This window comes from Synechococcus sp. HJ21-Hayes, from assembly GCF_024345835.1.
In the GTDB taxonomy this organism is placed as follows: domain Bacteria; phylum Cyanobacteriota; class Cyanobacteriia; order PCC-6307; family Cyanobiaceae; genus Vulcanococcus.
This window is the reverse complement of record NZ_JAGQBW010000001.1, coordinates 153,033-175,588: the sequence shown is the minus strand read 5'-3', so window position 1 is coordinate 175,588 and position 22,556 is coordinate 153,033. Positions and strand designations below refer to the sequence as shown.

21 protein-coding genes and 1 tRNA gene are annotated in these 22,556 nt (G+C 67.1%); 11 read left to right on the top strand and 11 right to left on the bottom strand.

The genetic code is table 11. The features are described from left to right. Positions 1–203: 203 nt before the first annotated feature. Positions 204–1,070 carry a TatD family hydrolase gene (locus KBZ14_RS01000; RefSeq protein ID WP_255116408.1) on the bottom strand — a complete coding sequence of 289 codons (867 nt, stop codon included), beginning with the start codon at positions 1,068–1,070 and terminating at the stop codon, positions 204–206. A gap of 50 nt (positions 1,071–1,120) precedes the next feature. Beyond that, the gene (rpsT, locus tag KBZ14_RS00995; protein WP_255116407.1) at positions 1,121–1,423 is read right to left on the bottom strand and encodes a 30S ribosomal protein S20; all 303 of its coding nucleotides are present in this window, start codon (positions 1,421–1,423) and stop codon (positions 1,121–1,123) included. A gap of 128 nt (positions 1,424–1,551) precedes the next feature. On the opposite strand from rpsT, the gene hisD reads away from it, so the two are divergent. Next, positions 1,552–2,889 (top strand): histidinol dehydrogenase, encoded by a 1,338-nt coding sequence (hisD, locus tag KBZ14_RS00990; RefSeq protein WP_399210277.1) that lies wholly within the window; start codon positions 1,552–1,554, stop codon positions 2,887–2,889. Between the two features lies 1 nt (position 2,890). Here hisD and KBZ14_RS00985 read toward each other — a convergent pair whose 3' ends face one another. The 3 genes from KBZ14_RS00985 to KBZ14_RS00975 are packed head-to-tail and all read right to left on the bottom strand — an operon-like array spanning position 2,891 to position 5,290. Then, a complete protein-coding gene (locus KBZ14_RS00985) occupies positions 2,891–3,433 on the bottom strand; it encodes a hypothetical protein (RefSeq protein WP_255116406.1) in 543 nt (180 codons plus the stop codon). 14 nt (positions 3,434–3,447) lie between these two features. Next, positions 3,448–4,161 (bottom strand): ribose-5-phosphate isomerase RpiA, encoded by a 714-nt coding sequence (rpiA, locus tag KBZ14_RS00980; RefSeq protein WP_255116405.1) that lies wholly within the window; start codon positions 4,159–4,161, stop codon positions 3,448–3,450. Between the two features lie 31 nt (positions 4,162–4,192). Next, positions 4,193–5,290: a trypsin-like peptidase domain-containing protein gene (locus KBZ14_RS00975; RefSeq protein ID WP_255116404.1), complete on the bottom strand. Its 1,098-nt coding sequence runs from the start codon at positions 5,288–5,290 to the stop codon at positions 4,193–4,195. Positions 5,291–5,401: 111 nt separating this feature from the next. On the opposite strand from KBZ14_RS00975, the gene nblD reads away from it, so the two are divergent. The 6 genes from nblD to KBZ14_RS00945 all read left to right on the top strand — a co-directional run bounded on the left by nblD (position 5,402) and on the right by KBZ14_RS00945 (position 12,297). Continuing rightward, positions 5,402–5,665, top strand: a complete 264-nt coding sequence (nblD, locus tag KBZ14_RS00970; protein ID WP_255116403.1) for an NblD family protein — start codon at positions 5,402–5,404, stop codon at positions 5,663–5,665. A 131-nt stretch (positions 5,666–5,796) separates the two neighbouring features. After that, entirely contained in the window at positions 5,797–6,270 is a 474-nt protein-coding gene (gene rimP, locus KBZ14_RS00965; protein ID WP_255116402.1) for a ribosome maturation factor RimP, read from the top strand. 59 nt (positions 6,271–6,329) lie between these two features. After that, a complete protein-coding gene (nusA, locus tag KBZ14_RS00960; protein ID WP_255116401.1) occupies positions 6,330–7,775 on the top strand; it encodes a transcription termination factor NusA in 1,446 nt (481 codons plus the stop codon). Next, positions 7,772–8,050, top strand: a complete 279-nt coding sequence (locus KBZ14_RS00955; RefSeq protein WP_255116400.1) for a YlxR family protein — start codon at positions 7,772–7,774, stop codon at positions 8,048–8,050. Before nusA ends, KBZ14_RS00955 begins: the two co-directional genes overlap by 4 nt. A gap of 63 nt (positions 8,051–8,113) precedes the next feature. Continuing rightward, the gene (gene infB, locus KBZ14_RS00950) at positions 8,114–11,407 is read left to right on the top strand and encodes a translation initiation factor IF-2 (protein WP_255116399.1); all 3,294 of its coding nucleotides are present in this window, start codon (positions 8,114–8,116) and stop codon (positions 11,405–11,407) included. A 2-nt stretch (positions 11,408–11,409) separates the two neighbouring features. After that, a complete protein-coding gene (locus tag KBZ14_RS00945) occupies positions 11,410–12,297 on the top strand; it encodes a low-complexity tail membrane protein (RefSeq protein WP_255116398.1) in 888 nt (295 codons plus the stop codon). Here the strand turns inward: KBZ14_RS00945 and KBZ14_RS15895 are convergent. Beyond that, positions 12,196–12,474: a DUF3493 domain-containing protein gene (locus KBZ14_RS15895; RefSeq protein WP_399219563.1), complete on the bottom strand. Its 279-nt coding sequence runs from the start codon at positions 12,472–12,474 to the stop codon at positions 12,196–12,198. The genes KBZ14_RS00945 and KBZ14_RS15895 overlap by 102 nt on opposite strands. A 48-nt stretch (positions 12,475–12,522) precedes the next feature. Here KBZ14_RS15895 and KBZ14_RS00940 point away from each other — a divergent pair. Next, positions 12,523–12,594: transfer RNA gene (locus KBZ14_RS00940), tRNA-Thr, on the top strand. A 101-nt stretch (positions 12,595–12,695) separates the two neighbouring features. On the opposite strand, the gene KBZ14_RS00935 is transcribed toward KBZ14_RS00940, so the two are convergent. Together KBZ14_RS00935 and psbA are read right to left on the bottom strand one after the other, a co-directional pair. Beyond that, positions 12,696–13,211, bottom strand: coding sequence for a cupin domain-containing protein (locus KBZ14_RS00935; protein WP_255116397.1), 516 nt, complete (start codon positions 13,209–13,211; stop codon positions 12,696–12,698). Between the two features lie 90 nt (positions 13,212–13,301). After that, entirely contained in the window at positions 13,302–14,381 is a 1,080-nt protein-coding gene (psbA, locus tag KBZ14_RS00930; protein WP_255116396.1) for a photosystem II q(b) protein, read from the bottom strand. Positions 14,382–14,494: 113 nt separating this feature from the next. On the opposite strand from psbA, the gene cofG reads away from it, so the two are divergent. Then, the gene (cofG, locus tag KBZ14_RS00925) at positions 14,495–15,493 is read left to right on the top strand and encodes a 7,8-didemethyl-8-hydroxy-5-deazariboflavin synthase subunit CofG (RefSeq protein WP_255116395.1); all 999 of its coding nucleotides are present in this window, start codon (positions 14,495–14,497) and stop codon (positions 15,491–15,493) included. 28 nt (positions 15,494–15,521) lie between these two features. Further along, positions 15,522–17,108, top strand: a complete 1,587-nt coding sequence (locus KBZ14_RS00920) for a photosystem II high light acclimation radical SAM protein (protein ID WP_255116394.1) — start codon at positions 15,522–15,524, stop codon at positions 17,106–17,108. Here the strand turns inward: KBZ14_RS00920 and KBZ14_RS00915 are convergent. The 3 genes from KBZ14_RS00915 to KBZ14_RS00905 are packed head-to-tail and all read right to left on the bottom strand — an operon-like array spanning position 17,105 to position 19,530. Then, entirely contained in the window at positions 17,105–17,914 is an 810-nt protein-coding gene (locus KBZ14_RS00915; protein ID WP_255116393.1) for a CPBP family intramembrane glutamic endopeptidase, read from the bottom strand. The two genes, KBZ14_RS00920 and KBZ14_RS00915, sit on opposite strands and share 4 nt — an antisense overlap. After that, a complete protein-coding gene (gene clpS, locus KBZ14_RS00910) occupies positions 17,914–18,234 on the bottom strand; it encodes an ATP-dependent Clp protease adapter ClpS (protein WP_255116392.1) in 321 nt (106 codons plus the stop codon). Before clpS ends, KBZ14_RS00915 begins: the two co-directional genes overlap by 1 nt. A gap of 45 nt (positions 18,235–18,279) precedes the next feature. Beyond that, positions 18,280–19,530: an LL-diaminopimelate aminotransferase gene (locus KBZ14_RS00905; RefSeq protein WP_255116391.1), complete on the bottom strand. Its 1,251-nt coding sequence runs from the start codon at positions 19,528–19,530 to the stop codon at positions 18,280–18,282. 43 nt (positions 19,531–19,573) lie between these two features. Here KBZ14_RS00905 and KBZ14_RS00900 point away from each other — a divergent pair, with 43 nt between their 5' ends. Then, positions 19,574–22,288, top strand: a complete 2,715-nt coding sequence (locus KBZ14_RS00900) for a TIGR03960 family B12-binding radical SAM protein (protein WP_399219561.1) — start codon at positions 19,574–19,576, stop codon at positions 22,286–22,288. The last annotated feature ends 268 nt before the right edge of the window (positions 22,289–22,556 follow it).

The following is a 22,556-nucleotide window of genomic DNA, read 5'->3' as shown; positions in this document are numbered from 1 at the left end:
CACAGGAATCGCCGCCCCCACAGAGGGAACGGCTGCCCTGCTAGCGGACCTACTCAGCTCGCTTCAACCCCGCCGACGACGACAAAATGCACCGGAAAGACACAGCACCACAAACATGGGCGGGCACACCAGATCCCTGGTGGGCGCTTTCGGGCTGCAGCGAGCACGGATAAATCAGAACTCGCTGCCAGGCCAATAAAACATCATACACTGTGCAGGGCGGACCCAAACAGCGCACAGGCGTTGGCAGTGCTCTGCTGCGCCACTTGCGTCAGGGTCTCGCCACGCAGCTCGGCCACCCGAGCCGCCACGGCAGCCACATAGGCAGGCTCGTTGCGCTTGCCGCGACGGGGAACCGGAGCCAGGAAGGGGCAATCGGTTTCCACCACGTAGCGATCGGCGGGCACCTGCTGGGCGCAGGCATGGGTGTCCTGTGCCTTGGGGAAGGTGACGTTGCCGCTGAAGCTGATATAGAAGCCGAGATCCAGGAACCCCTGCATCTCGGCGGGAGTTCCACTCCAGCAATGCATCACCCCCCGGGGGCAGAGTCCCGTTGCGGCCCGCTGGTGCAGCTCCGCCAACATCGGCTCCGCCGCATCGCGGCAATGGACGATCACCGGCAGATCCAGCTCCACCGCCAGGTCCAACTGGGGACGCAGCATCGCCAGTTGCTGATCGAGGTTCTTATCGCGGAAGAGATCCAGCCCCAGCTCTCCGATGGCCACAACCCGCGGATCAGCCTGGGCGGCCTCACGCAGCACCTGCTGGGTATCGGCCTGCCAATGCTCGCTGTCGAGAGGATGCACCCCAACGGAATAGCGGAGCTCTGGAAAACGATCGGCGAGTGCACGAATCGCGGGAATCTCAGAGGGTTCCACACACGCATGAAGGAGGCGGCCCACACCGGCATCACGCCAGCGTTGGGCCACCTCCTCTAGGTCTTCGTCGTACTGACGGAAGACGATGTGGCAGTGCGAGTCAATCAGCGGGGCCGAAAGATTCTCGAGAGCTACAGCCGAAGGGGCTGTGCAGGCACGAGTTCCAGGATCAGCCGTCGCCACTGCCGTCATCGAGATCAAGCCTGGTGGCGTTGCGAAACCAAGCGCAAAGCCTAAGGAGCTCAGGCCTTGGCAGCAGGCTCAACGGCCTGTTTCACGGCAGCGCTCAAGCGGGACTTCTGGTTGGCACCGGTGTTGCGATGCAGCACACCCACTTTCACGGCCTTGTCGATCTTGCTGAAGGCGGCGTTGAGGCTGCTCTGCACCACATCCTTGGCGTCGGCACCGGGGGCAGCTGTGTAGGCGCTGCAAGCGGTGAAGCAGCGCTTCATCAGCGTGCGCACAGCAGACTTGTAGGTGCGGTTGTGCAGCCGATTGCGCTCAGCAATCAGGATGCGCTTCTTCGACGACTTGTTATTGGCCACAGGCGGGATCGGCGCTCGAAATCAGCGCTAGCTCGGCGAACGGAAATCGTACCCCCTGGACCGACCACCCCCCTGAAGGCGGCCCACTAGCTTGATTCCTCCTCTCACCCTCACCGGTGCCCTTGGCCGTGAACACCCCCGCCGTCAGCAGCTCCTCCGCAGGCTCTCCCCAGGGGCTGCATCTGGAGGTGCTGCGCGATCTCGCGATCGCCGGCGAGCGGTTGGAGGCCATCGCCCAGCGCACGGGCAGCGGCCAGAGTGCGGACGCCGCTCAACGGGTGGATGCGATCCTCGCCCAGGTGCGCAGCCAGGGAGATGCCGCCCTCCTGGACCTCACCGAGCGCTTTGACGGCGTGCGGCCCGATCCCCTGCGGGTGCCGCCCCAGGAGATCGCCGCGGCGTGGCAGGCCTGCGATCCCAACCTGCAGGAAGCCCTGAAACTGGCCCACCGCCGCATCCTGGATTTCCACCAGCGCCAGAAACCGGTGGATCTGCAGGTCACCGGGGTGCACGGCGAGCGCCTCGGCCGCCGCTGGCGACCGGTGGAGCGTGCCGGGCTGTACGTGCCCGGAGGCCGCGCCAGCTACCCAAGCACGGTGCTGATGAATGCCGTGCCCGCCAAGGTGGCGGGCGTGCAGCGGGTGGTGATGGTGACGCCGCCGGGCCCCGATGGACGCGTCAACAGCACCGTGCTGGCGGCGGCGCACCTGGCGGGGGTGGATGAGATCTACCGGGTCGGGGGAGCCCAGGCCATCGCCGCCCTGGCCTACGGCACCGAGAGCATCCCCAGGGTGGATGTGATCACCGGCCCCGGAAACCTCTACGTGACCCTGGCCAAAAAGGCCGTGTACGGCCGCGTGTCGATCGACTCCCTGGCGGGCCCCTCTGAGGTGCTGGTGATCGCCGACCACAGCGCCAACGCCGAGCATGTGGCCGCCGACCTGCTGGCCCAGGCCGAGCACGATCCCCTGGCCGCCGCAATCCTGCTCACCACCAGTGAAGAGCTCGCTGCAGCCGTGCCTGCCGCGATCGAGGCGCAGCTGGCGGGCCATCCGCGGGCGGAGATCACCCGCACCGCCATCAACGACTGGGGGCTGATCGTGATCTGCCCCAACCTCGAGAACGCGGCCACGCTCAGCGATCGCTTTGCGCCGGAACACCTGGAACTGCAGGTGGAGCGGCCGGAGCCCCTAGCCGAGCAGATCCAACACGCGGGGGCCATCTTCCTGGGAGCCTGGACCCCCGAGGCCGTGGGCGACTACCTGGCCGGCCCCAACCACACCCTGCCCACCTCCGGAACCGCCCGCTTCGCCGGCGCCCTGAGTGTGGAAACCTTCCTGCGCCACACCAGCCTGATCCAGTTCAACCGCCAGGCCCTCGAGGCCACCGGCAGCGCCGTGGCCACCCTGGCCGACAGCGAAGGGCTCCACAGCCATGGGGAATCCGTGCGGCTTCGGCTGGGCTGAGCTACGGCATCAGACGACAGCGCAACAGGGCCAGGGCTTCATCGGGCAGGCCCAGGAAGCGATCCAGCCAGGGATCACCACTGGGCGCAACGGTGGCCACACCCACCAGCAGGGCCTCTCCAGAGGCATTAAGCCCATGGCCCTGGGCCCGGTGGCGACGGCTGTGCAGCGAACCGGTGCTGAGGGTGGTGTCGATCAACAGATCCGGCGCCCGATAGAACCGACCGATGCGGAAGCGGAAGCGAGCCCTGAACTGCAGCTCCAGCTCACCCGACTCGGGCGCCAACGTGCCCGCCAGATACTCAGGGGCAATGGCAATCTCGAGGCCGGGGGGCAAGGGCAGGCCCAACACGCGGGTGGTGCGGCTGTTGAGCGCTGGAATGCGCAGAGCAGCCGGATCAAACACGAGCCGTTGCACCCTGTCGCCATCGGGCACGGCCGGAGCCGCCCATCCCCCACCGCCGCTGGCGTCATAGCGAAAACGGGGATAGGGGCCAATGGCCAGGCCACAGCCCGCGAGGGTGGCCAGCTCGAGCTGGGGCACAGAGGAACGAGGGGTCAGCGCTTCACCAGATCACGCACGCCAGGAACGCCATCGTTGATCTCCCCCACCAGCACTTGGTCGGTGAGATTCACGAACAGGCCGTTCTCCAGAACGCCCGGAAGGTTATTGATCTCCTTCTCGAGCGCCACGGGATCGCTGATGCCGCCTGCGAACTTCACATCGAGCACCAGGTTGCCCTGGTCGGTCACCACCGGCCCGGCCTTGCGAACCGCCATGCGCAGCTGAGCATCACCACCCATCTGCTCCAGTTGGGCCTGCACCTGGCGCCAGGCACCGGGAAGCACCTCCACCGGCAGCAGAAAGCCCAGATTCAGGGTGTCCACGAGCTTGGTGGCATCCACCACCACCACAAAGCGCTCGGCCCGGCGGGCCACCAGCTTCTCCTGCACATGGCAGGCACCGCCGCCCTTGATCAACTGAAAACCAGGGTCAACCTCATCGGCGCCATCAATGGCCAGATCAATGCGCTCGATGGCATTGAGGCTCTTGAGGGGAATGCCCAGCTCTGCCGCCAGCACCTCACCTTGAAAGGAGGTGGTGACACCCACGATGTCCTTGAGCTCGCCCCGCTGGAGCTTGGCGCCCAGGCCCTGAATCATCAGGGCGGCGGTGGAGCCGGAGCCCAGGCCCACCACCATGCCATCGCGGATCTGCTCAACCGCGGCCTCGGCCACGGCCTGCTTCATGCGGTCCTGCAGATCGGACATCACGCGCCCAGGAATGGCCCGTGACCGTAGCTCAGGCGTGGGGCAGGGCCTCAGGACGGATCGCCAGACTCAGCTCCTGGTCGCCCCGCAGAACGGTAAGGGGCAGGGGTTCACCCACGCTAGAGGCCTCCACCAGCCGCAGCAAGGCCGCAGGATCCGGCACGGTTTGCTCCGCTGCAGCCACCACCAGATCGCCACGGCGCAGGCCGGCCTGCTCGGCCGGACTCTGGGGCAGCACCCGCTGCACCAGGGCACCATCACGCTCCGGCAGCTGCACTAGGGCATTCGGATCCGTGTTGTTGTCCCGGGCAAGCCGGGCCGTGAGGGGCACCAGCTGCAGGCCGAGATAGGGATGCACCACCGCATCCCCGTTGCCCAGCTGCGCGGCCACCACCTTGGCCAGGTTGATCGGGATGGCAAAGCCAAGGCCCGCCCCCGGGCCTGAACGCACCAGGGTGTTGATGCCCACCACCTCGCCAGCCGCATTCACCAGCGGACCACCGGAGTTGCCGGGATTGATGGCGGCGTCGGTCTGGATCAGATCGAGGCGTTTATCGGAGAAGCCAAGGCTGGTGATGTTGCGGTGCAGGCTGCTCACGATGCCCAGGGTCACGGTGCGCTCCAGGCCATAGGGCGTGCCCAGGGCGATGGCCCAATCGCCCACCTCCAGGGCCTCCGAGTCCCCAAGGGGAGCGGCCCGGAGATCGGAGGGATTGGGAATCCGCACCACCGCCAGATCCGTCACGGCATCAGCGCCCAACACACTGCCCTCCACCTCACGGCCGTCGGCCAGGGTCACCTCCACCCGGTCGGCGCCGTCCACCACATGGGCGTTGGTCAGCACCAGTCCCTTGGCGTCGATCACGATGCCGGAACCCTGGCCCCGCTCGCGGGCATTCGGGCTGGGATCGCCGAACAACTCGCGCAGGAGTGGATCACTGAAGGCAGGATCCAAACCGGCCCGCGGCACGCTGCGCTCGGTGTCGATGCGCACCACCGCAGGGCCTACCCGCTTCACCGCAGCCGTGACAAAGCTGCGGGGCTGCAATTCCGTGGCGACGGCCGGCAGCGGCGCCAGGAGCAGAACCCCCAACAGCAGGGCACACAGGGCGGCAGGCAGGCGTCGCAAGGGGCCATGGGCGCAATCCCCCCAGGCTAGGCACGATCCAGGGGTCACCAGACCCCGAACCAGCACGAGCCCGCTACTGGACTTAAGTTGCCCCTTCTCTGCGTTGCAGGCATGGCTGCGATCCCCCCGGGCACCCGTCAACGCTGCTCCCTCTGCCAGGTGGAGATCCAGGGCATGGCCGGCGGTGGCGACATGGTGCACTTCAGCCAGGGCGGCCCCTCCACCCGATCCAAACTGTGGGCGCGGGTGTGCCAATACCTGCGCACCGACGAGCAGAAGGGCCAGTGCCTCAACCAGGATCCCAGCCTGCGCGGCGAGATCCAACCCGGTGACAACTACATGGAACCGCCCGCCGTGGATCTCGGTTCTCTCTGATCACGTAGGGTCAAGGGGTGCCCGGCGGGCATCCCCTTGACCAGCTGGCGGAACCCTCCGCACGCGGCCACGGGAGCAGAACTCTGCGGGTGCCGGACGGGCCGAGCGTCCCCCTGCCGAACTCCCTCGCCTTGCCGCATCCCCTAATCCCCGATCTGCATACCCTGGCCACCCAGGTTGCCGAATCCGCCGGATTCCAGGTGTGCGGTCTTCAGCTGCTCACCCACCGCATCCCGATGACGCTGCAGGTGCAGCTGCGCCTGGCCGATGGGGGGGATGTGAGCCTCGATAACTGCGCCGCCTTCAGTGGCGTGCTGGGGGAGGCCCTCGAGGGCAGCGATCTGCTCGAGGAGGCCTATGTTCTGGAAATCAGCAGCCCCGGCATCGGCGAAGAACTGAAGGACGATCGTGACTTCCGCAGTTTTCGCGGCTTCCCGGTCGAAGTTCACGTCCACGACGCCAAGACAGGGGGTGAGCTGAAGCGCGAGGGCCTCCTGCTGGAACGCGACGAGACCACCGTGCACCTCAACGTGCGCGGCCGCACCGTTCGCTTTCCCCGCAACGAGGTGATCGCCGTACGCCTCACCACCCCCACTGAGGGCTGACGCCGCCAGGCAAGGCCCCCTCATCCCGTTCTCCCCGCGTCTGACGCGACCTCTCATCCATGGCACTGGTTCTGCTCCCCGGTCTGGCGAACCTGATCGAGGACATCAGCGAAGAGAAGAAGCTGCCCACCCAGGTGGTGGAGTCGGCCCTGCGCGAGGCCCTGCTCAAGGGCTACGAGCGCTACCGCCGCACGCTGTACCTGGGCATCAGCGAAGACCCCTTCGAGGAGGACTACTTCTCGAATTTCGACGTCGCCCTGGACGTGGATGAAGAGGGCTACCGGGTGCTGGCCTCCAAGATCATCGTGGAAGAGGTGGAGAGCGAAGACCACCAGATCGCCCTTGCCGAGGTGATGCAGGTGGCAGAAGACGCCCAGGTCGGCGACACGGTGGTGCTGGACGTCACCCCGGAAAAAGATGATTTCGGCCGCATGGCCGCCGCCACCACCAAGCAGGTGCTGGCCCAGAAGCTGCGCGACCAGCAGCGCCGCATGATCCAGGAGGAATTCGCCGACCTAGAAGACCCCGTGCTCACCGCCCGGGTGATCCGGTTCGAGCGCCAGAGCGTGATCATGGCCGTGAGCAGCGGCCTGGGTCGTCCTGAAGTGGAGGCCGAACTGCCCCGGCGCGATCAGCTGCCCAACGACAACTACCGCGCCAACGCCACCTTCAAGGTATTCCTCAAGGAGGTGAGCGAGGTCCCCCGCCGCGGGCCACAGCTGTTCGTGAGCCGCTCCAACGCTGGCCTGGTGGTGTATCTGTTTGAGAACGAGGTGCCCGAGATCCAGGAGGGCTCCGTGCGGATCGTGGCTGTGGCCAGGGAAGCCAATCCCCCCTCCCGCTCGGTGGGCCCCCGCACCAAGGTGGCTGTAGACAGCGTGGAGCGGGAAGTGGATCCGGTGGGGGCCTGCATCGGCGCCCGCGGCTCCCGCATCCAGCAGGTGGTGAACGAACTGCGCGGCGAGAAGATCGACGTGATCCGCTGGTCGCAGGACCCCGGCCAGTACATCGCCAACTCCCTCAGCCCTGCTCGGGTGGAGGCCGTGCGCCTGGTGGACCCCGAGGGCCAACACGCCCATGTGCTGGTACCTCCCGACCAGCTGAGCCTGGCCATCGGCCGCGAGGGGCAGAACGTGCGCCTGGCCGCCCGCCTCACCGGCTGGAAGATCGACATCAAGAACAGCACCGAATACGACCAGGCCTCCGAAGACAACAAAGTGGCAGAGCTGATCGCCATGCGCGAGGAGGATGAAGCCCTTCAGGCCGAGGCAGAAGCACGCCTGATGGCCGAACAGGCTCTGCGTGCCGAAGAGGATGCGCGCCTGCGGGAGCTGTATCCCCTGCCCGAGGACGAGGAGGAGTACGCCGAAGGTGAAGCGGCCTACGACGAGCAGGCCTACGCCGAAGCCGAGGCCAACAGCGAGCCTGCGGCTGAGACCGTGGACGAAGAGATGAGCGAAGAGGCGACCACCGCAGACGCCCCAGCCGAGGACGAAGCCCGGTGAGCGGCCACGCCGTTCTGAGGCGCTGTGTGACCTGCCGCCAGCTGCTCGACCGCCAGCAGCTCTGGAGGGTCGTCCGCCTCAAGGACGGAGGACTGAGCCTGGATCAGGGCATGGGCCGCTCGGCCTACCTCTGCCCAACCCAGGCCTGTCTCGAGGAGGCCAAGCGCCGCAAGAAACTGCAGAAGGGACTCCGGTGCCAGGTTGCAGATTCCATCTACGCGGCATTGGAGCAGCGCCTGAACACCACCCCTGTTGCAGGCTCTGAGGCAAGATGAATAGTGGCCTTACCGCGCGTGGGGCCCGGTGGCACCCGTTGCCCCGACCGATTGGAGCACTGAATGACCAGCAGCGGCAAAGTGAGGATTTACGAGCTGTCCCGGGATCTGGGCCTGGATAACAAGGACGTGCTCGATGCCGCCGAGAAGCTGGCGATTGCTGCCAAGAGCCACAGCAGCTCGATCAGCGACGACGAGGCCGCCCGGATCCGCAGCCTGATCACGGGCAATGGCAAGCCGGCAGCCCCCACTGCGGCCGCACCCAAGGCCATCCTTTCGGTGCAGAAAGCCCCGGCACCCGCTGCCCCGAGCGCCCCCATGGCCCCAGCCAAGCCCGCAGCGGCCGCGCCAGCGGCACCGGCAGCCCCGGCGCGTCCGGCCAGCCCGGCGCCCACCCCCGTTCGTCCGCCCGCAGCCGTGGCCGCTCCCAAGCCTCCCGTGGCCAAGCCCGCTGCCAAGCCTGCGGCCCAGGCCCCGCAGGTGGTCAAGCCCGCCCGCCCGGCACCGGTAGTAGCCCCGCCAGCCCGGCCCACTGCTGCCAAGCCCAGCACCCCGGCCCGCCCAGCCGCTCCATCAGCTCCCGCACGGCCCGCGCCGGCGATCGTGGCCAAGTCACCCGCCACACCGGCACCGGCGGCCCGCAAGCCCGCCGCTCCCACGCCCCCTGCTGCAGCTGCACCTGCGCCACGCCCCAGCGCTCCCCCGGCACGTCCCGCAGCGGCAACACCCCAGCGTCCTGGCGCGCCGGCACCGGTTCGCCCTGCCCCCGGCAAGCCCCAGCTGGTGGGTCGGCCCCAGGGCGGCCAAGGCCAGGGCGGCAGCAACCGCCCGGCGCCCCCATCGGGACGCCCGCCCCTGAGCCAGCGCCCCGGCATGCCCACCCGCCCCGGCGCTCCGGCCCCCGTACGGCCTGGTCAGACTGGCAAACCCGGAGCTCCGCCCGTGCGGGCCCAGGTGGAACTGGTTGGCAAACCAATCCGCCGCGATGTGAGCGGCCCCGCTGGGGGCGGCACGCGCCCGGCTCCCCCCACGCGGCCTGGCATGCCAGGCATGCGCAAGCCAGTAGCCCCTGGCGAGCTCATGCAGCTACAGAAGCCCGGTGCACGGCCGATGGCCGCCCCGCCGCGGCGCCCTGCCGGAGCCGGTGAAGCCGGTGCTCCAGGCACAGAAGGCGGTCCCGCTCGCCCCACCGCCACGCCGCCGAGCGCACCGCGCCGGCCCAACTTCCGCACGCCGCAGGCCCCTGGTCGCGCCCGTCGCCCCGACTGGGACGACAGCGCCAAGCTGGAAGCCCTGCGCAGCCGATCACCGCAGAAGCAGCGGCAAAAGGTGCACATCATCGGCGAAAACGATGATGCCCTCACGGCTGAAACCGGCGGCTTCGCCGGTGAACAGGAAGCCCTGGTGCTGCAGGCCAGCCTGGCCCGGCCCGCCAAGCCCCGTAGCAAACCGGCAGCTCCTGCCGCCAAGCCCGTGGCGGCCATGCGCAAGCGCAAGAAGGAAACCACCCGCCAGCGTCAGCGCCGCCGTGCCATGGAGCTGCGGGCCGCTCGGGAGGCCAAGCAACAGCGTCCCGACATGCTGATCGTGCCGGAGGGCAACCTCACGGTGCAGGAGCTGGCCGAGAAGCTCGGCGTGGAAAGCTCCGAGATCATCAAGAGCCTGTTCTTCAAGGGGGTGATCGCCACGGTCACCCAGAGCCTCGATCTCTCCACCATCGAAGCCGTGGCCGAGGAGTTCGGCGTGCCGGTGCTGGAGGACGACGTCCAGGAAGCCGCCAAGAAGACGGTGGAGATGATCGAGGAGAGCGACATGGCTCACCTGATCCGCCGTCCGCCCGTGGTGACCGTGATGGGCCACGTGGACCACGGCAAAACCAGCCTGCTGGACGCCATCCGCAAAACCCGTGTGGCAGCAGGCGAAGCCGGGGGAATCACCCAGCACATCGGTGCCTATCAGGTGGAAATCCCCCACGCCGGTGAGCAACGCAAGATCACTTTCCTGGACACCCCTGGCCACGAGGCCTTCACGGCCATGCGGGCCCGGGGCACCAAGGTGACCGACGTAGCCGTACTGGTGGTCGCCGCCGATGACGGCGTGCGCCCCCAGACCCTTGAGGCCATCAGCCACGCCCGCGCCGCCGAGGTACCGATCGTGGTGGCGATCAACAAGATCGACAAGGAAGGTGCTAGCGCCGACCGCGTGAAACAGGAGCTCTCCGGCCAGGACCTGCTGGCGGAGGACTGGGGCGGCAACACCGTGATGGTGCCGGTGAGCGCCATCAAGGGCGAGAATATCGACAAGCTGCTGGAGATGATCCTGTTGGTAACGGAGGTGGAAGACCTCCAGGCCAACCCGGATCGCATGGCGAAGGGCACGGTGATCGAGGCCCACCTCGACAAGGCCAAGGGCCCTGTGGCCACCCTGCTGATCCAGAACGGCACCCTGCGCACCGGCAACGTGTTGGCCGCTGGCCCCGTGCTGGGCAAGGTGCGCGCCATGGTGGACGACACCGGCAAGCGGGTCAAGGAAGCCGGCCCCTCCTATGCCGTGGAAGCGCTGGGCTTCAGCGAAGTTCCCACGGCCGGTGATGAGTTCGAGGTGTATCCGGACGAGAAGACCGCCCGTTCCGTGGTGGGTGATCGGGCCAACGAGGCCCGCGCCACCCGCCTGGCGCAGCAGATGGCCTCCCGCCGGGTGTCCCTCGGCTCCATGTCCGGTCAGGCCAGCGAGGGCGAGCTCAAAGAGCTCAACCTGATCCTCAAGGCCGACGTGCAGGGCTCCGTGGAAGCCATCCTCGGTTCGCTGGAACAGCTGCCCCAGGGCGAAGTTCAGGTGCGGGTGCTGCTCTCCGCTCCGGGCGAAATCACCGAGACCGACGTGGACCTGGCGGCCGCTTCCGGCGCCGTGATCGTGGGCTTCAACACCTCCATGGCTCCTGGTGCCAAGCGCGCCGCCGATGCCACCGGTGTGGATGTGCGGGATTACGACGTGATCTACAAACTGCTCGAGGACATCCAGCTCGCCATGGAAGGCCTGCTGGAACCCGAACTGGTGGAGGAGTCCCTGGGCGAAGCCGAGGTGCGGGCCGTGTTCACCATCGGCAAGAGCGCCGTGGCGGGCTGCTACGTCACCAACGGCAAGCTGCAGCGCAACTGCAAGGTGCGCGTCTTCCGCGGCAAGGAGAAGGTTTTCGAGGGCGACCTCGACTCCCTGCGCCGGGGCAAGGACGACCAGAAGGAAGTGGCCACGGGCTTCGAATGCGGCATCGGCACGGATCGCTTCGCCAACTGGCAGGAAGGCGATCGCGTTGAGGCCTTCAAACTGGTCACCCAGCGCCGCACCCTCACCCTCTGACCGTGAGCACCCTCCGGGGCAACCCAGCCCGCCGCGAACCCCTGCTGTGGCTCCAGCTGCTGGGGCTGGCGGTGTTGCCCCTCGAGGCGGTGCTCTTGGTGCTTGTGCTGGCTGGCGCCGATCCAGGGCTCTTGCCTGGCTTCGAGCGGCTGCTCACCTGGGCACTCGGAGCCTTGGGCCCGGCAGTTCTGTTCTGGCGTCTGCAGCCCGATCTCTGGTCCCTGCTGCTGCTGCAAGTGCCGATGCGGGCCAGGCGGCCCGATCAACTACGCCTCAGCGCCCTACAGAACGTCCTTCCCCTGAAACTGCTAGCAAGCAGCGGTGCGGCCCTGCTGCTGCCCCTGGTGTGGTGGATCGATACTTCCGCCGGTATGGCCTGGGCCTGGTCGCCGCTGGCCGCCAGTCCGCGGCTGGTGGTACTGCTGATGGCCGTGCCCCTACTGGTGCTGATGCTCTGGCAGTGGCATCAGGTGGTGCAAGCCCTGTGGATGTTCAGTCGCTCCACCCAACAGATCGAGCAAACGCTGCCACTCACCCAAGTTGAGGCCGCCGAGCAACGCCTCAACCTGGGATTGCCCCTCCTGCTGCTGCCGTCCTTGGAGCTGGATCCCACAGAAACCAAACCCCAGGCACCTGAAACACCTGAGCCTCCCGCTGCCGTAACTGAACCTGAGGTTGAGCATCAGCCCGAACCCATACAGGATCCCGAGCCTGATCCTGCAACAGGACCGGAGTCCGAACCCAAGGACCTTCCGGCGGCGACCCCGGAAACCACCACAACCGAGCCTTCAGTCGGCACCGGTGGAACCGTCTCCGGGGTCAGCAGCACGATCCCGCCAGAGCAGGAACCCGAAGAGACTGAGGGCCCCAACCTGGATCAGCAGATCTGAGCCGGGCACACCATCCCCCGCTGAGGCTCGCATCGCCATCGTGGCCAGACCAAGCGCTGCAGAGGCAGTGAAAGCCAGCCAGAGGGCCCTGCGCAGACCACGCCAAGGCGTGCGGGCCTCTTGCAGCAAACGGGCCCGGAGGGCCGGATCCAGGGGCTCACGGGAGGGAGGAACCATCGGTGTCACCGCGGGCCAGAGAGGCCTGAATGCTAATTTCATGGGGATGCCGGTGTAGCTCAGTGGTAGAGCAACTGATTCGTAATCAGTAGGTCGCAGGTTCAAATCCAGTCACCGGCTTTCACGACTGGTTGTCACACACCATCGCCCTTGGCTCTCCGGCTGGTGCTGGTGTTTTGTCGGTTTTCCTCATCCGCAAACCGGTCTCGCCTGCGTCTGGATCAAAGCAAGCTCTCCATGGCGCCCAGGGGATGCAGCTCGCGCGGAAGTTCGCGGAGTAGTTGAAAATCCTGGAAGTCAAAACCTGGAGCCACGCAGCAGGTCACCAAACTCCAGCTGCCCATGGAACGAGCCGCCTGCCACCAGCCCGCAGGCACAACGGCCACGGGCAGGTTGGGCTCCTCTGAAGCGCCACCACTGAGGCCCAAGGGGCCCAGAAGCCGGCGGCTTGGCGTGTGCATATCGGGTTCCAGGATCCAGAGCTCCAAGGGCTCGCCCCCAGCGAAATGCCAGGTTTCATCGGCATGGAGCACCCGATGCCAGCCACTGGTTTCACCGGCCGCCAACAGAAACACGATCAGGGTCAACCCGGATCGGGCCTCACCATCCCATCGCTGAACGGCGGCCTCACTGCGATGCAGCTCCCGGTACCAGCCTCCTTCCGGATGGGGTTGAAGCTGCAGCTCCGCCGCCACCTGAGCAGCTGTGCGCTGCAGCCCATCCCCAACCACCGGCATTCAACCCACTGCAGCCACTCTCACCCATCCACGGGGCGCCAATAAAAAAGCCCCCGCCGTAGCGGGGGCTCGTTAACCGGACTGTTGGCTTCAGCCGATCACAGGTGCGGTCAGAGCCACGGGGGTGGCTTCTGCAGCGGCCAGGTCGAGGGGGAAGTTGTGAGCATTGCGCTCGTGCATCACTTCCATGCCCAGACCAGCGCGGTTCAGAACGTCCGCCCAGGTGTTCACCACGCGGCCTTGGCCGTCGAGGATCGACTGGTTGAAGTTGAAACCGTTCAGGTTGAAGGCCATGGTGCTCACGCCCAGGGCGGTGAACCAGATGCCAACCACGGGCCAGGCAGCCAGGAAGAAGTGCAGGCTGCGGCTGTTGTTGAAGGAGGCGTATTGGAAGATCAGGCGACCGAAGTAACCGTGGGCAGCCACGATGTTGTAGGTCTCTTCCTCTTGGCCGAACTTGTAGCCGTAGTTCTGGGACTCAGCCTCGGTGGTTTCACGCACCAGGGAGGAGGTCACCAGGGAGCCGTGCATGGCGGAGAACAGGCTGCCGCCGAACACACCGGCCACACCCAGCATGTGGAAGGGGTGCATCAGGATGTTGTGCTCAGCCTGGAACACCAGCATGTAGTTGAAGGTGCCGGAGATACCCAGGGGCATGGCGTCCGAGAAGGAGCCCTGACCGAAGGGGTACACCAGGAACACAGCAGAAGCAGCAGCCACGGGTGCGCTGTAAGCAACGCAGATCCAGGGGCGCATGCCGAGGCGGTAGGAGAGTTCCCACTCGCGTCCCATGTAGGCGTAGATGCCGATCAGGAAGTGGAACACCACCAGCTGGAACGGACCGCCGTTGTACAGCCACTCGTCGAGGCTGGCGGCTTCCCAGATGGGATAGAAGTGCAGGCCGATGGCGTTGCTGCTGGGGATCACAGCGCCGGAGATGATGTTGTTGCCGTACAGCAGGCTGCCGGCGACAGGCTCACGGATGCCGTCGATGTCAACAGGGGGAGCTGCGATGAACGCAACGATGAAGCAGATGGTGGCTGCCAGCAGGCAGGGGATCATCAGAACGCCGAACCAACCCACATAGAGGCGGTTGTCGGTGCTGGTGACCCACTCGCAGAACTGGTTCCACGCAGAAGCGCCTTGGCGCTGCTGGAGAGTGGTGGTCATGAGTACGGGAAAGAAATGCCGCGTGCCCGAAGGCTTTTGGCGGTAAGTAGGGCAGCGGCCGGAGCCGACGCCTCCCACAACGTAACGGAACATTGCGCGCTTGTAAAGGGGTGTTGAGGGAGGGATCGCCGCGGGGTCATCGCCCCTTCGGGCGCCGCATCAGCTGGAGCCCCAGCGTCACGCTGGTGCCCACCCACGGTTGCTTCAACGCTTGCGGCTACTGCAGTTTTCGGGTTCCCCTGGCGCAGGCCAGCGCCCTCAGCGAGGCCTCGGCCCTGGAGCAGCTGGCGGCCCGCCCCCTGGCCCGTGAGGTGTTGCTGCTCAGCGGTGAGGTGGCCCCGGCATCGCCCCAGCGGGCCGGCTGGTTTGCCCATCTGATCCGACTGAGTCGCCTGGCCCTGGCCCAGGGGCGCTTGCCCCATACCAACGCCGGCCCCCTGTCGCTGGCTGAGATGGCTTCCCTGGCCCGGCTTAACCCCTCCATGGGCCTGATGCTGGAGGGCCTCGGGCCGGCCTATGAGCCCCTGCATCGCCACGCCCCCAGCAAGCGCCTGGAGGTGCGCCTGCGGCAGTTGCAGCAGGCAGGGCGGCTGGGTCTTCCCTTCACCACGGGCCTGCTGCTGGGGGTGGGCGAGAGCTGGGCCGATCGCCAGCAGGCTCTTGAGCTCCTGGCGGACCTGCAGCGGCGTTGGGGGCATCTGCAGGAAGTGATCCTGCAGCCCTGGCGTCCCGATGGTGAGCAGGCGCGGCCTCTCACCACGGCCGAGCAAGACGATCTGCTGGCGTTCATTGCCACGGCCCGTGCCGTACTGCCGGCCGAGGTGCATCTCCAGATGCCCCCCAATCTCTGGCCCCTGGAGGCCCTGCCTGCGGCCCTCGAGGCCGGCATCGACGACCTGGGTGGCATTGATGTGGGCGATGTGATCAATCCCGCCTACCCGCAGCCCAGGCCCGAACAGCTGGCTGAGCTGCTGGCGCGCCACGGCTGGGAACTGCGCCAGCGTCCCTGCGTGCATCAGGCCTGGTGGGGTTGGTTGCCCACCCCGCTGCAGCGCCGCGTGCGCGAGCTGGCCAGCGCCATGGCGACTCCGGCCCCTGAGATCAGTTGTTAGCGTCCAAGCACGCTTTTTGTGCCCCGCCGTGAGCCAACCCTGCCCGGGTGATCAGCGGGTGTTGCTGGTTCGCCTGCCCTGCAATCCCATCTTCCCGATCGGCCCGGTGTACCTGGCCGATCACATTCATAAGCAGTTTCCCCAGGTGCCCCAGCGGATCCTGGATCTGGCAGCCCTTCCCCTGCTGGATGTGGAGCGCGTGCTGCTCGCCACGATCGAGCAGTTCCGCCCCACCCTTGTGGTGTTCTCTTGGCGGGATATTCAGATCTATGCGCCAGTGGATGGGCGCGGCGGCAATCCCCTGCAGAACTCTTTTGAGGTGTTCTATGCGCGCAATCCGCTCAAGCGCCTGCGTGGTGCCCTGGGCGGCCTGCGCCTGATGGCCTCCTTCTATGGAGAGCTGTGGCGCAACCTGCGCTTGGTGCGGCGGGGGTTGCGCCGGGCCCGCCGCTTTGAACCGCAGGCCATCGCCGCCCTCGGCGGCGGCGCCGTGAGTGTCTTTTATGAGCAGCTGGGCCGCAAGTTGCCCCAGGGCACCGTGGTGTCGGTGGGGGAAGGCGAGCCGTTGCTGGAGAAACTGATCCGGGGCGAGTCCCTCGAGGGGGAGCGCTGCTTTCTGGCGGGGGAGGAGCCCAGGCCTGGCTTGATCCATGAGCAGCCGGCGGGCATGGAGAAAACCGCCTGCAACTACAGCTACATCGCCCAGATCTGGCCCCAGCTCGACTGGTATCTCGACGGCGGCGACTTCTATGTGGGTGTACAGACCAAGCGCGGTTGCCCCCACAACTGCTGCTATTGCGTCTACACCGTGGTGGAGGGCAAGGCGGTGCGCGTGAACCCCGTGCAGGAGGTGATCGCCGAGATGCGCCAGCTCTATGCGAAGGGCGTGCGTGGCTTCTGGTTCACCGATGCCCAGTTCATCCCCGCGCGCCGCTACATCGACGACGCCAAGGAGCTGTTGCGGGCCGTTCAGGCGGAGGGTTGGAGCGATATCCGCTGGGCCGCCTACATCCGGGCCGACAACCTCGATGCCGAGCTGGCTGAATTGATGGTGGCCACCGGCATGGACTACTTCGAGATCGGCATTACCTCCGGCTCCCAGGAGCTCGTGCGCAAGATGCGCATGGGCTACAACCTGCGCACCGTGCTGGAGAACTGCCGCCTGCTCGCCAGGGCTGGTTTCCGCGAGCACGTGTCGGTGAATTACTCGTTCAACGTGATCGACGAGCGGCCCGAGACGATCCGCCAGACCGTGGCCTATCACCGCGAGCTGGAGCGCATTTTCGGTGCCGACAAGGTGGAGCCGGCGATCTTTTTCATCGGCCTTCAGCCCCACACCCACTTGGAGCAGTACGGCTTCGATCAGGGCCTGATCAAGCCCGGCTACAACCCAATGAGCATGCTGCCCTGGACGGCTCGGCAGCTGCTCTGGAACCCCGAGCCGATGGGGAGCACCTTCGGTCGGATCTGTCTGGAGGCCTTCGAGCGCAACCCATCTGATTTCGGCCGCACGGTGATGGATTTGCTAGAGCGCGACTACGGGGTTGCTCCCCTGGAGCAGGCGTTGCATGCGCCGGTGGAGGGTCGCAAAGCCCTGGCCACGGCCACCCGCTAGGCGCTCCACCAGCGTCGTCGCGCCCACAACAGCAGGCCCAGCCCCAGCCAGCCCAGCACGCTCCCGATGGGGTTGGCGGGTCCGGTGAGCCAATTGGGGGTGGCCGGTTCCAGGGCGGTCAGCCCCTGGTTGAGCACAAACCAGCCGCCCACCAGGCCGCCATGCAGTCCAATGGCCCCCCACAGCAAGCCCCTGTCGGAACGGCGTTGCAGGCCAAGGGCCAGGCCCAGCAGCATCAGGCCCCCCAGGAGACCGAGGAGGGGTAGTAGCGGCAGATTGAAGCGGGTGTGAACCAAGCTGAACAGGGCGGCCTGGAGTAGCAGGGCCCGCTGGCGTCCCCATTGCAGCTCGAGTTCCCCCAGTAGCCAGCCGCGGAATAGCAGTTCCTCGGCAAAGCCCACCCCCAGGGCCAGGGCCAGGCCGTTGAGAACCACGGCGCCAGAGGTTTGCAGTGGCCAGGTGAGCGCTCCGGCCAGCTGCAGGCCGATCACCACCAGACCCAGCAGAGCCGCCGCCTTGAGCAGGCCGCGCAGTAGGGCCTTGAGCACGGCTGGCCCTGGTGCCACCACCCCCAGGCTGCGCCAGGGGTGCGGCTCACCCCACTGCCGTCGCAGTCGCTGCGGCAGGCTGAGCACGAGGGCCACCACGGCCGGAATCGCTGCCAGGCTCGCCCGCTGCCCTTCGCCAACGCCGAGGAGCCCTGCCAGCCCTTGGCAGCCCAGGAAGAGGGCCACCAGTACGGCGGGATAGAGCAGGGTGCCCCACCAGGGGATGTGCGGCCTGCCCGGCGTGGCGGCGGCCTCCATCAGCTTTCCGGTTCGATCGTGCTTGTGAGCCCTTTGGCCTTGAGGGTTTCGCAGTAGAACTCCGCCGGCTCGATGTCGCACACGATCACCAGGCCCACGCCGGTGCTGTGGGCCTCCAGCATCACAGCGATGGCGTCCTGCTCGCTGAGGGATGGCACCACCTGCCGCAGGGTGGTCACCACGTATTCCATGGTGTTCACCGGGTCGTTGTGCAGCAGCACCTTGTAGCGGGGCGAGGTCTTGCGAACCCGCTCCGGTGCCTTCTCCATCACCGCCGCGCCACCGCTGTCGCGGCCTGGTGCCTGGCTTGCTCTGGTCATCGCGGCCAGTTCAGACATCACGGGACGCAAACTCTAGGCAGGACCTCACGCGGCAGCCGCTGCCGGCGCGAGGGCCCGTTGGATGCGCCGCATGGCCTCCTCCACGTTGGCGCGGCTGTTGAAGGCCGAGAGGCGGAAGTAGCCCTCGCCGGCGGCCCCGAAGCCGCTGCCGGGGGTGCCCACCACGTTGGCCTGGCCCAGCAGCAGGTCGAAGAACCCCCAGGAATCAATCCCCTCGGGGGTTTTGATCCACACGTAGGGGGCCTGTTCCCCGCCGTGCACCTGCAGGCCGGCCGCGCTGAGCTCGCGGCGAATGATGGCGGCGTTTTCCATGTAGAAGCTGATCAGGGCTTTCACCTGGGCCTGGCCTTCCGGCGAATACACCGCTTCGGCGCCACGCTGCACGATGTAGCTCACGCCGTTGAACTTCGTGCATTGGCGGCGGTTCCACAGGGCCCATAGCTCCACCCGTTCGCCATTGGCGGCCGTCCCCATCAGCCCCCTGGGCACCACGGTGAGGGCGCAGCGGGTGCCGGTGAAGCCGGCGTTCTTGGAGAAGGAGCGGAACTCGATGGCGCACTCACGGGCGCCTTCGATCTCGTAGATGGAGTGGGGTAGCTCGGGGTCCTGGATGAAGGCCTCGTAGGCCGCGTCAAACAGGATCAGGGCATCGTTGGCACGGGCGTAGTCCACCCAGGCCTTCAGTTGCTCCCTCGTGGCCACCGCGCCGGTGGGGTTGTTGGGGAAGCAGAGGTAGATCAGATCCACCTTGTCGCTGGGAATCTCGGCGGTGAAGCCATTGGCGGCCGTGATCGGCAGGTAGGTGAGGCCGCCGTACTGGCCGGCGTCATCGGCGTCGCCGGTGCGGCCCGCCATCACGTTGGTGTCCACATACACCGGGTACACCGGGTCGGTCACGGCGATGCGGTTGTCCGGGCCGAGGATGTCGAGGATGTTGCTGCTGTCGCACTTGGAGCCATCCGACACGAAGATCTCTTCGGCGCTCACCTGGCAGCCGCGGGATTGGAAGTCGTGGGTGGCAATGGCCTCGCGCAGCCACAGGTAGCCCTGCTCGGGGCCGTAGCCGTGGAAGCCCTCACGGGTGCCCATCTCGTCGATGGCGGCCTTCATGGCGCTGCGGCAGGCCTCCGGCAGTGGTTCAGTCACGTCGCCGATGCCCAGGCGAATGATCGGAGCCTCTGGGTTGGCCTCGCTGAAGGCCTTCACGCGCCGTGCGATCTCCGGGAAGAGGTAGCCCGCCTTGAGCTTGAGGTAGTTGCCGTTGACCTGAGCCATGGGATCGGGCGCCGTGCGCTGTTGCTGATGGCGGGATTGTCCTATGGCGAGGCGCCCCGATGCATACGATCGAGCCAACGCCCGTCCGCGTGCCGCCGTGACCGTTGCCTCGCCTGTTGACGCTCCGGTGGACTTCGCGGCCCTGGTGGACCGGAGCATTGCCAAGCCCGGCCGCTATCTGGGCAATGAGCTGGGGGTGGAGCCCCGCGACTGGCAGGGCGCCCGGGTGCGCTGGGCCCTCACCTACCCCGAGATCTACGAGGTGGGCTCCAGCAACACCGGCCACATCATTCTCTATTCGATCCTCAACGCCGTGCCCGGCCAGCTGTGCGACCGCAGCTACCTGCCAGGGCCCGATCTGGCCGAGCGGTTGCGCCTGCGCGGGGAGCCCCTGTTTGCGGTGGAGAGCCGCCGGCCCCTGCCGGCGTTCGACATCCTCGGCTTCTCCCTCAGCTATGAGCTCGGGGCCACCAACATCCTCGCGATGCTGGAGCTAGCCCAGGTCCCCATCCGGGCAGCGGATCGGGGGGATCTGCCCCTGGCTGATCCGGCAGCACCGCCCTTGATCTTTGCTGGTGGCCCCACCGCCACCAGCAACCCGGAGCCCTTCGCGGCCTTCTTCGATTTCGTGGTGCTTGGCGATGGCGAGGAGGTGCTGCCCGAGATCGGGCTGGTGGTGGCCGAGGCCAAGGCGGCGGGCCTGAGCCGCCGTGAGCTCCTGCTCGACCTGGCCCAGGTGCCGGGGGTGTACGTGCCCAGCCTCTACGGACCGGGGGCTGACGGCGTGACCCAGGTGCCCCTCGTTCCCGGCATCCCGGCGCGGGTGCTGCGGCGCACCGCCACGCCCATGCCCCACTACGCCATGGGTCTGGTGCCCCACATCGAGACGGTGCATGACCGGCTCACCGTGGAGATTCGCCGCGGTTGCACCCGTGGCTGCCGCTTCTGCCAGCCGGGCATGCTCACCCGTCCCGCCCGGGATGTGGAGCCCGAGGCGGTGATCGAGGCGATCGAAACCGGCATGGAGCGCACCGGCTACTCCGATTTCTCGCTGCTCTCGCTGAGCTGCAGCGATTACCTGGCCCTGCCGGCGGTGGGGGTGGAGCTGCGCAACCGCCTGGCCGACAAGAACGTGACCCTCACCCTGCCGAGCCAGCGGGTGGATCGCTTCGACGAGAACATCGCCCACATCCTGGGGGGTACCCGCAAGGCGGGCCTCACCTTTGCGCCGGAGGCCGGCACCCAGCGCCTGCGCGACATCGTGAACAAGGGCCTCACCGATGCCGAGCTGCTGCGGGGCATCCGCACGGCGATGCAGAGCGGTTACCGCAAGATCAAGCTCTATTTCATGATCGGCCTGCCGGGGGAAACCGATGCCGATGTGCTGGGCATCGCCGATACCTGCCGCAATCTGCAGCGCAACTGCACCGACCTGGGCCGGCTGGAGCTGAACCTCACCATCAGCAACTTCACGCCCAAGCCCCATACGCCCTTCCAGTGGCACAGCGTGAGCACGGCGGAATTCCAGCGGCGCCAGCAGCTGCTGCGCGAGGCCCTGCGGCCCCTGCGCGGCCTCAAGACCAACTACACCGATGTGCGCCTCTCGGCCATGGAGGACTTTGTGGGCCGCGGCGATCGGCGCCTGGCTCCGGTGATCGAGGCCGCCTGGCGCTCCGGTGCCGGCCTCGATGCCTGGTTCGAGGCGGCCGATCGCACCTACGCCGCCTGGACCGAGGCCATTGAGGCCGCGGGCCTGGGCGGCCGCTATCGCGCCCTGGAGATGGGGGCCTGGAGCAGCACCGAGGCCCTCAGTTCCCAAGACCTGGAGGCCTTCTGCGCTCAGCCCCTGCCCTGGGATCACATCGATTCCGGCGTTGACAAGGGCTGGCTTGCCGACGACCTCAGCCAGGCCCTGGCGGCGGCGGTGGTTCCCGATTGTTCCTTTGAGGGTTGCAGCAGCTGCGGTGTGTGCGGTCCGGAGCTGGGCCACAACGTGGTGATTCCGCCGCCAGTGATCCCAGAGCAGCTCCCCCAACGGCCTCCCGCCAGCGAGCGGATGCAGCGCCTGCGCTTCCGTTTCGCCAAAACCGGCTCGCTGGCGCTGCTCAGCCACCTGGATCTGGTGCGACTGATGGAGCGTGCCCTGCGCCGCAGCGGCGTGCCCGTGAGCTTCACCGGCGGCTTCCACCCCCTGCCGCGGGTGCAGTTCGCCCTGGCCCTGCCCCTGGGCGCCGAGGCGGCTGGCGAGTGGATGGATGTGGAGATGGCGGAATGGCAGGACCCCGCCTGGGTGTGCCAACGGCTGCAGGAGCAACTGCCGCCCCAGTTCGCGCTGCAGACGGTGCTCGAGGTGCCGGTGTCGGGCGTCAGCCTGTCGCAGGAGCTGGTGGCGGCCACCTGGAGCCTGGTGCTGAGGCCTGAACCCTCGGTTGCGGCGTTGGGGGCTGCTCCGCTGGTCAGCCTGGCCCAGTGGGAGGAATCCGTTGAGGCCTTGCGCAACGCGGGCGAGTGGATCTGGGAGGACACCGATAAGAAGGGGCGTCCCCGCAGCCGGGACTGTCGTCCGTACCTGCAAGACCTGCGGGTTGCGGCAACGGAGGATCCTGCAGCGGTGAGCTTGCTTTACACCGCTGAGATTGATGCAGCGGGTCGCAGCCTGCGCCCAGAACAGCTGCAGTCCTGGTTCAGCCAACAGCTGGCCATGTCCCTGAACATGGTGAGCCTGCGCCGCGAATCGCTGCAGTTGCGCCAGGGCTGAAGGCCACAAAATGCCCGTGCTAGCGTGCAAGCACGACGGCAGATCAACTGGTCCGACCCTTGGCCAGAGTCTTCGCCCCTCTTGATGAGAGGGGAGCCTAGGCAGCTTTCTCGAACCTCTCTTCTTGAAAGTCGCCACGGCAGACGCCGTTCAGACGGGTTCCATCCAGATCTGGAACTTGCGCTTCTTTCCCGGTAAGGCCTGCTCGTAGGTCGCGGTTCTGAGGTCACGCACCCCTGGGTGATGTCCCTCCCGCCGCAGCGCTCGA

Bases quoted from the DNA above. Each gene is read 5' to 3' on its own strand.
- KBZ14_RS00935 (WP_255116397.1), bottom strand. From the start codon at position 13,211: ATGCCGGTGGTTGGGGATGGGCTGCAGCGCACAGCTGCTCAGGTGGCG.
- rpiA (WP_255116405.1), bottom strand. From the start codon at position 4,161: ATGTCCGATCTGCAGGACCGCATGAAGCAGGCCGTGGCCGAGGCCGCG.
- clpS (WP_255116392.1), bottom strand. From the start codon at position 18,234: ATGACCAGAGCAAGCCAGGCACCAGGCCGCGACAGCGGTGGCGCGGCG.
- nusA (WP_255116401.1), top strand. From the start codon at position 6,330: ATGGCACTGGTTCTGCTCCCCGGTCTGGCGAACCTGATCGAGGACATC.
- KBZ14_RS01000 (WP_255116408.1), bottom strand. From the start codon at position 1,070: ATGACGGCAGTGGCGACGGCTGATCCTGGAACTCGTGCCTGCACAGCC.
- infB (WP_255116399.1), top strand. From the start codon at position 8,114: ATGACCAGCAGCGGCAAAGTGAGGATTTACGAGCTGTCCCGGGATCTG.
- psbA (WP_255116396.1), bottom strand. From the start codon at position 14,381: ATGACCACCACTCTCCAGCAGCGCCAAGGCGCTTCTGCGTGGAACCAG.
- nblD (WP_255116403.1), top strand. From the start codon at position 5,402: ATGGCTGCGATCCCCCCGGGCACCCGTCAACGCTGCTCCCTCTGCCAG.
- KBZ14_RS00915 (WP_255116393.1), bottom strand. From the start codon at position 17,914: ATGGAGGCCGCCGCCACGCCGGGCAGGCCGCACATCCCCTGGTGGGGC.
- KBZ14_RS00905 (WP_255116391.1), bottom strand. From the start codon at position 19,530: ATGGCTCAGGTCAACGGCAACTACCTCAAGCTCAAGGCGGGCTACCTC.
- KBZ14_RS00900 (WP_399219561.1), top strand. From the start codon at position 19,574: ATGGCGAGGCGCCCCGATGCATACGATCGAGCCAACGCCCGTCCGCGT.
- KBZ14_RS15895 (WP_399219563.1), bottom strand. From the start codon at position 12,474: ATGGTTCCTCCCTCCCGTGAGCCCCTGGATCCGGCCCTCCGGGCCCGT.